Raw genomic sequence first — 12,855 nt, 5'->3', positions numbered from 1 at the left:
CCATGAGGGGAAAGGCGACGTATTCAACTACATGGATCGCAACGGCAGTTCGATCCGTCTTTTACGCCAGCGCGCTTAGCGCTGGCGTATTGCTGTGCGCCGCATCTGCTCACGCCGACGATCGCGACCAGCTTAAATCCATTCAGGCCGATATCGCCGCTAAACAGCGGGCGATTAAGCAACAGCAGCAGCAGCGCGCTTCCCTGGTCGCCCAGCTAAAAGCGCAGGAGGAGGCCATCTCCGCCGCCGCGCGCAAGCTGCGCGAAACCCAGGAAACGCTGAACCAGCTGAATAAGCAGATCGACGAAATGAACGCCGCGCTGGCCAAGCTGGAGCGTCAGCGCGCCTCGCAGGAGCGTAACCTTTCCGCGCAGCTCGACGCCGCGTTTCGTCAAGGGCCGCATACCGGCATCCAGATGATCCTCAGCGGCGAAGAGGGGCAGCGTAATCAGCGCCTGCAGGCCTACTTTGGCTATCTGAACCAGGCGCGCCAGGAAACCATCGCCCAGCTGAAGAAAACCCGCGAAGACGTGGCGGTGCAAAAATCGATGCTGGAAGAGAAACAGAGCCAGCAGCAAACCCTGGTGTACGAACAGCGCGCCCAGCAGAGCAAGCTGGAGCAGGCGCGCAACGAGCGTAAAAAGACCCTCGCCAGCCTGGAATCCTCCATTCAGCAAGGCCAGCAGCAGCTCAGCGAGATGCGGGCTAACGAATCACGTCTGCGCGGCCGTATCGCCCAGGCGGCGGCGGCGGCCAAAGCGCGGGCGGATCGCGAAGCCCGCGAAGCGCAGGATGTGCGCGATCGCCAGCAGGAAGCCTCGCGTAAAGGCACCACCTACAAACCTACCGAAAGCGAACGCTCGCTGATGTCCCGCACCGGCGGACTTGGCTCACCGCGCGGCCAGGCATTCTGGCCGGTTCGCGGCTCAATTCTCCATCGCTATGGCGAACAGCTGCAAGGTGAACTACGTTGGAAGGGGATGGTTATCGCTGCGTCTGAAGGCACCGAGGTCAAAGCCGTTGCCGATGGTCGGGTTATTCTCGCCGACTGGCTGCAGGGCTATGGCCTGGTGGTGGTCGTTGAACACGGCAAAGGCGACATGAGTCTTTACGGCTATAACCAAAGCGCGCTGGTCAGCGTCGGCACTCAGGTCCGGGCGGGCCAGCCGATCGCTCTCGTAGGCAGCAGCGGCGGTCAGGGCCGTCCGTCGCTCTATTTCGAAATTCGCCGCCAGGGTCAGGCGGTCAATCCACAGCCGTGGTTGGGAAGATAAGTTTTGCTTCAATTTCGCAGAATTGCACTCGCGGTAACCGGTACGCTGGTTATGGCGTCGCCGGTTTTTGCCGGCAAACTCTCCATTGTTATCGACGACTTTGGCTATCGTCCACAAACGGAAAACCAGGTGCTGGCGCTGCCAGCGACGATCTCCGTTGCCGTCCTTCCTAATGCGCCCCACGCCCGAGAAATGGCGACCAAAGCGCATAATCTCGGCCACGAGGTGCTCATCCACCTGCCAATGGCGCCGCTCAGCAAACAGCCGCTGGAAAAAGACACCCTCCGCCCGGATATGAACAGCAGCGAGATAGAGCGCATTATCCGCGAAGCCTACGGTAAGGTTCCGTACGCCGTGGGGCTGAATAACCATATGGGCAGCGCCATGACGTCGAATCTCTTCGGCATGCAGAAGGTGATGCAGGCGCTCGAGCGCTACAATCTCTACTTCCTCGATAGCGTCACCATCGGCAATACCCAGGCCATGCGCGCGGCGCAGGGCACCGGCGTAAAGGTGATTAAGCGTAAGGTTTTCCTCGACGATACCCAAAACGAAGCGGATATCCGCTATCAGTTCAACCGCGCTATCGCTTTGGCGCGGCGCAACGGTTCCGCCATTGCTATCGGCCACCCGCACCCGACGACGGTGCGCGTGCTGCAGCAGATGGTGTATAACCTGCCGCCGGATATCACTCTGGTTCGCCCGAGCAGCCTGCTCAACGAGCCGCAGGTGGATACCTCAACGCCGAACACCGCGCCGCCGTCCGTTCAGCCGTCGCGCAATCCGTTCCGCGGCGTGAAACAGTGCAAATCTAAGCGTCCGCCGGAGCCGGTCAACGCCAGCCGCTTCTTTACCATTCTGAGCGAAAGCATCACTCAGAGCACGCTGGTGCAGTATTACCAGCTGAAGTGGCAGGGCTGGGATAAGCCTACCAACTAAATCGTCCGGGAGTCCGTGTGCTTATCCGCCGCGGATTCCGGCTTGTCCTGATGGGCATACCAGGCTTTAAAGTATTTAAGAAAGCTGTAAAAGGTCGCGTAAAGCCCGGTGACCACGCCAACCTTGCCCTTTCGCCACGCTCCGCTGAACAGATACCACTTAAAGAAAGCGCCAATCGCGCTGATCGCTCCGCGCGCAAGAGACGGCCTGATTTTCTGGTGTTTAACCAGCCGCGTGGTGTAGCTATTGAGCTTACTAAACACTTCATGCAGGGAGTAGAAGGTATCGTGGCGCACGAATCCCGGTAGCCGGGCAGAGTGCGTAAAGCCAACCACCTGATCGTCTACCGGCCGATCGTTGAACCTGGCGACGGAGCGGTTAAACAAGCGAACCGGGAAATCCGGCGATGATACCGGATAAATGGTGCGCACCTCTTCACCCAGCACGAACCAGTAGCGCGGCAGACGCCATGCGCAGGCGGGGTCCGGCTCATCGCCGGCCTTGAGCGCCAGAATTGCCGCCACCACCTCGTCGTCAAGGATCTCATCGCTGTCCACACACAGCACCCAGTCGTGGCGGGCCAGAGAGGTCGCATAATTCATCTGCGTACCGTGAGCGGTATAAGGATGATGGTGAACGGAGAGACCGAACTGTTGGCAAATCTGCAGCGTAGCATCCGTACTGCCTGAATCGACGACGATAAATTCATCAGCCACCCTGAGCAGCGGTGGTAACACCTCCCGTAATAAGCGGGATGAATTACAGGTCAATAAGCATACAGAAAGTTTAAGCATAATCTTTATAGGGTTAAACCATGGTTAAACTGACTGTATAAACGAATAGGCGAGAAAGCGATTTAGAAAAAGTGCGGAGTGGATTAAGTATCACAAAATTGTAGGATAACTCTCAAAAAAGCGCCCGTGGGCGCTTTTTTACCATCCTGACCGGGGCGGAATTAATCCCAGCTGAGAATGACTTTGCCAGACTGGCCGGAGCGCATCGCGTCAAAGCCCTGCTGGAAATCATCAATGCCAAAGCGATGGGTGATGATCGGCGACAGATCGAGCCCGGACTGGATGAGCGCGGCCATCTTGTACCAGGTTTCGAACATTTCGCGACCATAAATCCCTTTGATAAACAGCCCCTTGAAGATCACCTTGGTCCAGTCGATAGACATATCCGACGGCGGAATACCCAGCATGGCAATACGCCCGCCGTGGTTCATGGTATCGAGCATGGTGCGGAACGCCGGCGGCGCGCCGGACATCTCCAGACCCACGTCGAAACCCTCGGTCATGCCCAGCTCGGCCATCACATCGTTAAGGTTCTCTTTCGCCACGTTCACCGCCCGGGTGACGCCCATTTTGCGCGCCAGCTCCAGGCGATATTCGTTAACGTCGGTAATCACGACGTTGCGCGCGCCAACGTGTTTCGCCACCGCGGCGGCCATCACGCCGATCGGGCCGGCGCCGGAAACCAGCACATCTTCACCGACGAGGTCGAATGAAAGCGCGGTATGCACGGCGTTGCCAAACGGATCGAAAATCGACGCCAGATCGTCAGAGATATTGTCGGGGATTTTAAAGGCGTTAAACGCCGGGATCACCAGATATTCGGCAAAACAGCCCGGACGGTTGACGCCGACGCCCGTCGTATTGCGGCACAGATGCGTACGCCCGGCGCGGCAGTTACGGCAGTGGCCGCAGGTGATATGCCCTTCGCCGGAAACGCGGTCGCCCAGCTTAAAGCCGCGAACTTCCTGACCGATACCCACCACTTCGCCGACGTATTCATGCCCCACCACCATCGGAACCGGAATGGTCTTTTGCGACCACTCGTCCCAGTTGTAGATATGCACGTCGGTACCGCAAATCGCGGTCTTGCGAATTTTAATCAGCAGATCGTTGTGGCCGACTTCCGGTTCCGGTACGTCGGTCATCCAGATGCCTTCTTCCGCCTTCAGTTTGGATAACGCTTTCATCTCACACCCTCAGGCAATGACGCCCAGTTGTTTACCGATGCGGGTAAAGGCTTCCACCGCACGTTCAATTTGTTCAGGGGTATGCGCCGCAGACATCTGGGTACGGATACGCGCCTGGCCTTTTGGTACCACCGGGTAGAAGAATCCGGTGACGTAAATACCTTCTTTTTGCAGCTCGCGCGCGAACTGCTGCGCCACGGTGGCTTCACCGAGCATCACCGGGATAATGGCGTGATCGGCGCCCGCAAGGGTAAACCCTGCCGCGGTCATTTTTTCACGGAACAGGCGCGCGTTAGCCCACAGACGATCGCGCAGCTCGCTGCCCGCTTCCACCATCTCCAGCACTTTGATGGATGCGGCGACAATCGCCGGCGCCAGCGAGTTGGAGAACAGATACGGACGCGAGCGCTGGCGCAACCACTCGACGACTTCTTTACGCGCGGCGGTATAGCCGCCGGACGCGCCGCCCAGCGCTTTACCCAGCGTACCGGTGATAATGTCGACGCGGCCCATCACGTCGCAGTACTCATGGGAACCGCGGCCGTTTTCACCCACAAAACCCACGGCGTGCGAATCATCGACCATCACCAGCGCGTCGTATTTATCCGCCAGATCGCAGACGCCCTTCAGGTTGGCGATCACCCCGTCCATGGAGAACACGCCGTCGGTGGCGATCAGCACATGGCGCGCGCCGGCTTCACGCGCCTCTTTCAGACGGGCTTCCAGCTCCTGCATATCGTTGTTGGCATAGCGGAAGCGCTTCGCTTTACACAGGCGCACGCCGTCGATGATCGACGCGTGGTTCAGGGCATCGGAGATAATCGCGTCCTCTGCGCCGAGCAGGGTTTCAAACAGGCCGCCGTTGGCGTCGAAGCAGGAGGAGTACAGAATCGCATCTTCCATACCGAGAAAATCGGCCAGCTTCTTCTCAAGCGCTTTGTGGCTGTCCTGGGTACCGCAGATAAAGCGCACGGAGGCCATGCCGAAGCCGTGGCTGTCCATCCCGCTTTTCGCGGCGGCAATCAGTTCCGGGTGGTTCGCGAGGCCGAGATAGTTATTGGCGCAGAAGTTAATGACCTGGCTGCCGCCGACGGTGATATCCGCCTGCTGCGCCGAAGTGATAATCCGTTCTTCTTTAAACAACCCTTCCGCGCGCGCGGTATCCAGGTCATTGGTTAACTGTTTGTAGAAATCCCCACGCATTGCAACTCTCCAGATTCGGCAAAATTTGGCACATATTACCTAAAGCTATACGCTGATACGAGATGATGCATTACTGCATGAATTATTTGCAGCATAAATCACGAGTCCCTCTCTACCTTATCGGCGAATGGCTGAAGCCTTTCCGATGTAGTGATATGATAGGAGTATTCATGTCCGGATTGTCTCTGGACTACCAACTTCAAAGGTTACAGTTATGATCATCGTTACCGGCGGCGCAGGCTTTATCGGCAGCAATATCGTTAAGGCGCTGAATGACCAGGGTATTACCGACATTCTGGTCGTAGATAATCTGAAAGACGGGACCAAATTCATCAATCTGGTGGATTTGAACATTGCCGACTACATGGATAAAGAAGACTTTCTGATCCAAATTATGGCGGGCGAAGAGTTCGGCGATATCGACGCTATTTTCCATGAAGGCGCCTGCTCTTCCACCACGGAGTGGGACGGCAAGTACATGATGGATAACAACTATCAGTATTCCAAAGAGGTACTGCACTACTGTCTGGAGCGTGAAATCCCGTTCCTGTACGCCTCTTCCGCAGCGACCTACGGCGGCCGCACCAGCGACTTTATTGAATCCCGCGAATACGAGCAGCCGCTCAACGTTTACGGCTACTCCAAGTTTCTGTTTGATGAATACGTCCGTCAGATCCTGCCGGAAGCGAACTCGCAGATTGTCGGCTTCCGCTATTTCAACGTCTACGGGCCGCGCGAAGGCCATAAAGGCAGCATGGCCAGCGTCGCTTTCCATCTGAACACCCAGCTGAATAATGGCGAAAGTCCGAAACTGTTCGAAGGCAGCGACGGCTTCAAGCGCGACTTCGTCTACGTCGGCGACGTCGCGGCGGTGAACCTGTGGTTCTGGGAAAACGGCGTTTCCGGCATCTTCAACCTCGGCACCGGGCGCGCGGAGTCTTTCCAGGCCGTTGCAGACGCAACGCTGGCTTATCACCAGAAAGGCAGCATCGAGTACATTCCATTCCCGGATAAACTCAAAGGCCGCTATCAGGCGTTTACCCAGGCGGATCTGACTAACCTGCGCGCAGCGGGCTACGATAAACCGTTTAAGACCGTTGCCGAAGGCGTAACGGAATATATGGCCTGGCTCAATCGCGACAATCATGCGAATTCATAAAATCATTCGAGCGGTATCAAGGCGGCAACTCAGTGATTCTCCGGGAGCTGACTAAAGTCAGTGACCGGAGGGAACGCAGGCAGCCAACGCAGAGACAGCTTGAAGGATGGAATGAATGAAAATATTGGTGGTTGGCCCGTCATGGGTGGGCGACATGATGATGTCGCAAAGTCTTTACCGTACGCTCAGGGCGCGCTATCCCCAGGCGATAATCGACGTGATGGCGCCCGCATGGTGCCGTCCGCTGCTATCGCGCATGCCGGAAGTCAACGAAGCGATCCCGATGCCGCTCGGCCACGGCGCACTGGAAATCGGTGAACGGCGTAAGCTTGGGCACAGCCTGCGCGAACGTCGCTACGATCGCGCTTTCGTGCTGCCCAACTCGTTTAAATCGGCCCTCGTGCCGTTCTTTGCGGGAATACCGCATCGCACAGGCTGGCTCGGCGAAATGCGCTACGGCCTGCTGAACGACGCCCGTAAGCTGGATAAAGACGCCTGGCCGCTGATGGTCGAACGCTACGTCGGTCTGGCCTACGACAAAGGCGTGATGCGCTGCGCGAAAGATCTGCCGCAGCCGCTGCTCTGGCCGCAGCTGCAGGTGCATGAAGGCGAAAAATCGCAGGCCTGCAGCGCGTTTAATCTCTCAGCCGAGCGCCCGATTATCGGCTTCTGCCCCGGCGCAGAGTTCGGCCCGGCAAAACGCTGGCCGCACTATCACTACGCCGAGCTGGCGAAACAGCTGATCGACGAAGGCTTTCAGATCGTACTGTTTGGCTCCGCGAAAGACCACGAAGCGGGCAATGAAATCCTCGCCGCGCTCACGACCGAACAGCAGGCATGGTGCCGCAATCTGGCCGGCGAAACCCAGCTTGAGCAGGCCGTTATTCTGATCGCCGCCTGTAAAGCGGTGGTCAGCAACGATTCCGGCCTGATGCACGTCGCCGCGGCGCTGGACCGTCCGCTGGTGGCGCTCTACGGGCCCAGCAGCCCGGACTTCACTCCACCTCTGTCGCACAAAGCGCGCGTGATCCGCCTGATCAGTGGCTACCACAAAGTGCGTAAAGGCGACGCCGCCGAAGGCTATCATCAGAGTTTGATCGACATTACGCCGCAGCGCGTACTGGAAGAATTAAACGACCTGCTGCTGGAAAAAACGGAACAAGAGGAAGCCTGACGGATGCGGGTACTGATCGTAAAAACCTCGTCCATGGGCGACGTGCTGCACACGCTGCCCGCGCTGAGCGACGCCGCGCTGGCCTTTCCCGGCATTCGTTTCGACTGGGTGGTTGAAGAAGGCTTCGCGCAGATCCCTTCCTGGCATGAGAGCGTCGACCGGGTCATCCCGGTGGCGATTCGCCGCTGGCGTAAGGCGTGGTTTTCCGCGCCGATCAAAGCCGAGCGCAAGGCGTTCCGCGAGGCCGTGCGCGCGGAAAAGTACGACGCTATCATCGATGCCCAGGGGCTGGTGAAGAGCGCCGCGCTGGTCACCCGACTGGCCCGCGGCGTGAAGCACGGTATGGACTGGCAGACCGCCCGCGAGCCGCTGGCGAGCCTGTTTTACAACCGTCGTCACCATATCGCTAAACAGCAGCACGCCGTTGAGCGCACCCGCGAGCTGTTCGCGAAAAGCCTCGGCTACGCGAAGCCGGAAACCCAGGGCGACTACGCGATCGCCCGCCATTTTTTGCGTCAGGCTGACCCGTCCGCTGCGCCGTATCTGGTGTTCCTCCACGCCACAACGCGCGATGATAAACACTGGCCGGAAGAGAACTGGCGGGCGCTTATCGCCCTGCTTGCCGACAGCGGCGTACGCATCAAACTGCCGTGGGGCGCCCCCCATGAAGAGGCGCGGGCCGGACGCCTGGCGGAAGGGCACGATTTTGTCGACGTCCTGCCGCGCATGAGCCTGGAGCAGGTAGCCCAGGTGCTGGCCGGCGCGCGCGGGGTCGTTTCCGTCGACACGGGGCTGAGCCATCTCACCGCCGCGCTCGATAAACCGAACTTCACGCTGTACGGCCCGACCGATCCGGGGCTGATTGGCGGCTACGGTAAAAATCAGCACGTGGTGCGCCCGGAAAGCGGCAGCAGCACGGGCGATATTCCCGCGTCCCGGGTTCGGCAACTGTTGAAATCTCAGGAACTGGCTTAATGGGTTCATTATTTAAGCAGATCTATCGCTACACGCATCGACGCGCCTTTCGCCATAACGAAAATCTCTGGCCGTTTACCCATATCACGCGCGCGGCGAGCGGCGAAATCCGCACCCTGAAATACAAAGGGAAAGCGGTTCCGCTGGTCAATCTCAGCGAACTGAAGGATAGCGCTCAGGGCGAGGTGCTGCTGACCGCCACCGGCCCCTCTACGCGCCGCATCGATTTTACGCTGCTGCCGAAAAGTATTCCGGTGATGGGGGTGAACGGCGCCTGGCATCTCTCTGATAAAATTAAATTTTCGCTCTATACCATCGTGGATATGGAGTTTTACGATAAAAAACCGGACGTGATCCGTTCGGTGATTAGCCAGGCTGACATTGTGCTCTTCACCACCATGCACGGTATCGCCAAAATCCTCGACCGCCACGGCGCAGAGCTTCGCTGTCGTTTGGCATTAATTGAAGACGCCTGTTATAAAATTTATCAGCCTAAAGTCGCCAAAAATGCGATACAGCAGGCCTGGCGCGGCGTCCCCGCGCTACGCTTTCATCCGCAAAGGCAGGATATTTGCTTTAGCACCGACATTCGTCACGGCATTTTCGATGCCGGAACCGTGGTCTACTGGGCACTGCAAATTCTGATGTGGCTGGGATTTAAAACCATTCTGATAAGCGGGCTGGATATGAGTAATTTCAACCAGCCGCGATTCTACGAAACGGAACAGGATAAACTCCCCTCCTGGCTGGCAAATAAGGTGGATGACCTGGTCATGCCGTCCTTTTCGCACGCTGCCAACGTGCTGCAACAAAACCATATTCGGGTCGTCAACTTCTCGTTAGAAAGCGCGGTTCCGGAAACGATTTTCGAAAAGGTTTCTTTTGATGAGTACTTTAAAAATAAGTAATTACGCCAGACAGGGCTACACCGTTTTCTTCACTTTGTTTCTGTTTTTTAGCGCTATTTTCTGCGTATCAACCCGGACAAATAACCTCCTTCATTTATCTATTTTGCTCTTTTTGCTTTCACTGCTTAACAAAGACAACCGTCAGGCAATAGCGGAAAGCATCCGCCAGCGGTGGCCGGTTTATAGCCTGCTGGTGGTATTCTGCGTGTACTATGCGCTGAGCAATATTTGGGGGCAGACGCCGCAGCATATCGATTCCCCTCTGACCCACGGCACCTATTTAATTTTCTATCTTCTGCTGCTGACAACGCTACTTTGCCATCCCCGGACCCGACATCTGGCGCTGCTGAGCGTCGTGGCCGGGATCACGGTGCTCTCCGTCTGGACGATGGCGATCGACTTCACGCTGGTCCTCAAGGAACGCCTGGTTTCGCCGGAGAATCCCGGCCCGACCAACGTGATCGACCTGGCGGGCTATTGCGGTATCGGCATCCTTATTTGCGCGATGCTGCTGAAGGAGAAAGGCAGCCACCTGCTGTATGTGCCGATGGCCATCATGCTGGTGATGCTGTTTCTGACCCAAAGCCGCGGCCCGATTATCGCGCTGCTGGTGGCGTTTATTTGCACCCTGCACCTGCACGTCTTTACCCGCCGCAACCTTCTGATTGTCGCCGCGTTAGCGTTGGTTCTGGGCGCGCTTTTCTTCTTTACGCCAACGGGAGACCTGCTGCTGGCGCGCTTTGAAGAGCTGGGCACCCAAAGCGGATTGCGCTTGAGTATCTGGCACCATACGGTACAGGAAGTGGCCAGCCAGCCGTGGCTGGGTCGGGGCTTTGACTACGAGCTGAACTTTACCAACTACAGCGGCGAGCATATCACTACCACCCACAGCGTCTATCTTGGTGCTCTGTTGAAAGGCGGCATAATCGGCCTGGCGCTGCTGCTGGCGGTGATTGCCGGAGGGTTATGGCATGCATGGCGTAAACAGCAGGATGGCCGCTACGGGCTGGCGATTTTTATCTATGCGCTGATTTTTATGGCCTCGCAGGGCATGTTTATCATCAGCAACCCTCGCGAAAGCTGGCCGCTGTTTTGGCTGCCGCTGGGCATCGCGCTGAGCGGCAGCCTGAAGGCGAAACGCTAAGAGAAGGGCCCGCAGCGGGCCCTTTTTTATGCCTGCTGGCGAGCGGCGATCAGGGCATCCACCTGCGCTTTGATGACCGGCCAGACCGCGTCAATGGTCATGTCGGCGACGTTAGTCTCTTCGCAGACAATTTGTCTGGCCTTGTCATAACCCGGCGCCCAAATGGTATAGCCCGGCAAACCGGTATCTTTGAGTTTACGTTTGTTGTAAACCGCCACCATGGGCTTGTCGAACGCGCGAGCAATATGCACGATGGCGGTATCCGCCGTAATCACCAGATCGCAGTGGCGAACAATCTCAACCGCTGAATTAATATTGCTATCTGGCAGATGCAGCGCCGTTTCCAGATTAAGCTGACGAATTTTCTCGCTATGCCCGACCATCACGACGCTGATTTTATAAGGGAGCGTATATAAGCGTTCAATCAGAGCAGAAACCTGATGACGGCAAAAGTCTTTATCCGTTGAGGCGGTAAACGGGTTTATGGCAATACAGAGCTGACTCCCCTTGTGCTGAGCCAGCAGTGTTTTGACTCTTTCCCGCTCAAAAGCATCGCCGGGCAGATGATAGTGGTAATGAGGGTGTTCTATACCAAATAGCCTGGCGACGGCTTTATAGCGCGCGGAAATATGGCTGCTGCTATCCAGAAAAGGGATGGAGTGATCGTAAAGCTTATATTCTTGTTTATTAAAACCGATAACGCAGCCAGGGCGTAAATCAGCCAGCAGTTTAAAACGCTCGTAGGTTTTCACGTCATCAAAATCAACGACCGCGTCAAATCCTGCCGCACGCAGTGCGTTTAACGGCATCCGCGGCTGATATAAATAAACCTGCTCAAGAAAATCCGCACCGGCAAGCATCTGTTTACAAACCGGCCCGGTAAGAACCGAAACCTTATAGCCCCGGTCAGCTAAAAGCTTTGCGCAGCCGGTCGTTACGACCATATCCCCAACTTTGTCATCCAGGCGCAATAATAAAACATGCTGAATCTTCGCGGAATTAAAGGGCTGGCGTGCGCTTTTATTTCTGTAACGATAGTTAATTAAATTAAACTTAATTTCGCGGAAGAAGGCATTTTTCTTCCGCGTAAACTGCTTCACGATACGCATACGGTACCTGGTTGTGATCTTTTATCGCTGTGTGAGTTTCTGTTGGTAGTACTCCGCCAACGTCATTCCCTTCACCTGCGGCGCCAGCCAGCTGAAAAAAGCGTCCAGATCGGCATATAAGCGCTCGATATCCTGCTCGTTTTTAAACGTTGGGCTGCCGCCGGGCATGTACTCTGAAGAGTGGAGCATATATTCGACGTAGTCATTACCCTGAGTCAACGTTTGTTCGACCACTTTTTTCATCGTCTCAACGTTGCCGCCCATCGGACGCAGCCAGTGTACCGACGGCGAGCGTACTTTGCCGCGCAGGCGATCGTAGCCCTGCTTCAGGCTATTCATCCACGCGGAATGCTTGTACTGAATGCTCATCGGCACTTCCAGCAGCGATGATTGCCCTTCACGACGGATATCATTCTCGTCAAGAAAATAGGCGTGCTGCGGGAAATGACGGTAATCGGTACCGCCGTCGCCCTGCGGCGCGCCTTTCGCCGTCTTCCAGTTCACCCTCGGGGTAACCGAGCAATCCACCAGATAGCCATACTCCACCAGCAGACGCGCGTAGCGCTCGTCAAACGCCCAGCGCCCGGCGCGATGGCTGACCATTTTGGTCTGGAAGGTGTCCTCCAGCAGACGGGTCATATAGTCGACTTTTGCCCGCATCGCCGCATCGCTGTACTCGATCAAATACGGTTTATGTCGCCAGTCGTCATCGGTGAGCGGATCGGTCGGCGGGCTGTTCCACGCGTGGAGATGCATACCGATTTCCGCGGTTCCCCGGGCGATCGCATCTTTGGCAAATTCGATATAAACCGGGTCGATGGCCATTTCATAGTTGGTCAACCAGACCGGTTTAAAACCATACTTTTCGCAAAGCTGCTGAAAACGCGGTAGATAGCGCGCATTCTCGGTGGTGATGCTGTCATGTTTTTGCCAGAGGTTATCACCCTCTGTATCAATCGTGATGAGAAATGCGGGTTTGTGCACGAAAA

At 56.6% G+C, this 12,855-nt stretch carries 12 protein-coding genes; 7 read left to right on the top strand and 5 right to left on the bottom strand.

Annotation, left to right across the window (positions count from 1 at the left end):
- Positions 1–2: 2 nt before the first annotated feature.
- Positions 3–1,274, top strand: coding sequence for a murein hydrolase activator EnvC (gene envC, locus JLG71_RS00740; RefSeq protein ID WP_025107808.1), 1,272 nt, complete (start codon positions 3–5; stop codon positions 1,272–1,274).
- 3 nt (positions 1,275–1,277) lie between these two features.
- Complete coding sequence (locus tag JLG71_RS00735) at positions 1,278–2,213, top strand: divergent polysaccharide deacetylase family protein (RefSeq protein WP_048262728.1); 936 nt, start codon at positions 1,278–1,280, stop codon at positions 2,211–2,213.
- On the opposite strand, the gene JLG71_RS00730 is transcribed toward JLG71_RS00735, so the two are convergent.
- From JLG71_RS00730 to kbl, 3 genes are all read right to left on the bottom strand, one after another.
- Complete coding sequence (locus JLG71_RS00730; RefSeq protein WP_049083863.1) at positions 2,210–3,007, bottom strand: glycosyltransferase family 2 protein; 798 nt, start codon at positions 3,005–3,007, stop codon at positions 2,210–2,212. The two genes, JLG71_RS00735 and JLG71_RS00730, sit on opposite strands and share 4 nt — an antisense overlap.
- A 161-nt stretch (positions 3,008–3,168) precedes the next feature.
- Positions 3,169–4,194, bottom strand: a complete 1,026-nt coding sequence (tdh, locus tag JLG71_RS00725) for an L-threonine 3-dehydrogenase (RefSeq protein ID WP_004855475.1) — start codon at positions 4,192–4,194, stop codon at positions 3,169–3,171.
- A gap of 9 nt (positions 4,195–4,203) precedes the next feature.
- Positions 4,204–5,397 (bottom strand): glycine C-acetyltransferase, encoded by a 1,194-nt coding sequence (gene kbl / locus JLG71_RS00720; protein ID WP_014227238.1) that lies wholly within the window; start codon positions 5,395–5,397, stop codon positions 4,204–4,206.
- 214 nt (positions 5,398–5,611) lie between these two features.
- On the opposite strand from kbl, the gene rfaD reads away from it, so the two are divergent.
- The 5 genes from rfaD (at position 5,612) to JLG71_RS00695 (ending at position 10,757) form a co-directional block, all read left to right on the top strand.
- The gene (rfaD, locus tag JLG71_RS00715; protein ID WP_014227239.1) at positions 5,612–6,556 is read left to right on the top strand and encodes an ADP-glyceromanno-heptose 6-epimerase; all 945 of its coding nucleotides are present in this window, start codon (positions 5,612–5,614) and stop codon (positions 6,554–6,556) included.
- Between the two features lie 115 nt (positions 6,557–6,671).
- Positions 6,672–7,730 (top strand): ADP-heptose--LPS heptosyltransferase RfaF, encoded by a 1,059-nt coding sequence (rfaF, locus tag JLG71_RS00710; RefSeq protein ID WP_014227240.1) that lies wholly within the window; start codon positions 6,672–6,674, stop codon positions 7,728–7,730.
- Positions 7,731–7,733: 3 nt separating this feature from the next.
- A complete protein-coding gene (rfaC, locus tag JLG71_RS00705; RefSeq protein WP_025107811.1) occupies positions 7,734–8,705 on the top strand; it encodes a lipopolysaccharide heptosyltransferase RfaC in 972 nt (323 codons plus the stop codon).
- Complete coding sequence (locus JLG71_RS00700) at positions 8,705–9,613, top strand: sugar glycosyltransferase (protein WP_014839787.1); 909 nt, start codon at positions 8,705–8,707, stop codon at positions 9,611–9,613. Before rfaC ends, JLG71_RS00700 begins: the two co-directional genes overlap by 1 nt.
- Positions 9,591–10,757 (top strand): O-antigen ligase family protein, encoded by a 1,167-nt coding sequence (locus tag JLG71_RS00695; RefSeq protein ID WP_064377577.1) that lies wholly within the window; start codon positions 9,591–9,593, stop codon positions 10,755–10,757. The genes JLG71_RS00700 and JLG71_RS00695 overlap by 23 nt, the downstream gene beginning before the upstream one ends.
- Positions 10,758–10,783: 26 nt before the next feature.
- Here JLG71_RS00695 and JLG71_RS00690 read toward each other — a convergent pair whose 3' ends face one another.
- Positions 10,784–11,866, bottom strand: coding sequence for a glycosyltransferase family 9 protein (locus tag JLG71_RS00690; RefSeq protein ID WP_025107814.1), 1,083 nt, complete (start codon positions 11,864–11,866; stop codon positions 10,784–10,786).
- A gap of 21 nt (positions 11,867–11,887) precedes the next feature.
- Positions 11,888–12,850, bottom strand: a complete 963-nt coding sequence (locus JLG71_RS00685) for a polysaccharide deacetylase family protein (RefSeq protein ID WP_004855488.1) — start codon at positions 12,848–12,850, stop codon at positions 11,888–11,890.
- Positions 12,851–12,855: the final 5 nt, after the last annotated feature.

Source organism: Klebsiella michiganensis (assembly GCF_015139575.1).
In the GTDB taxonomy this organism is placed as follows: Bacteria; Pseudomonadota; Gammaproteobacteria; order Enterobacterales; family Enterobacteriaceae; genus Klebsiella; species Klebsiella michiganensis.
The sequence above is the reverse complement of the archived record's forward strand: the minus strand, read 5'-3'. Positions and strand labels throughout refer to the sequence as shown.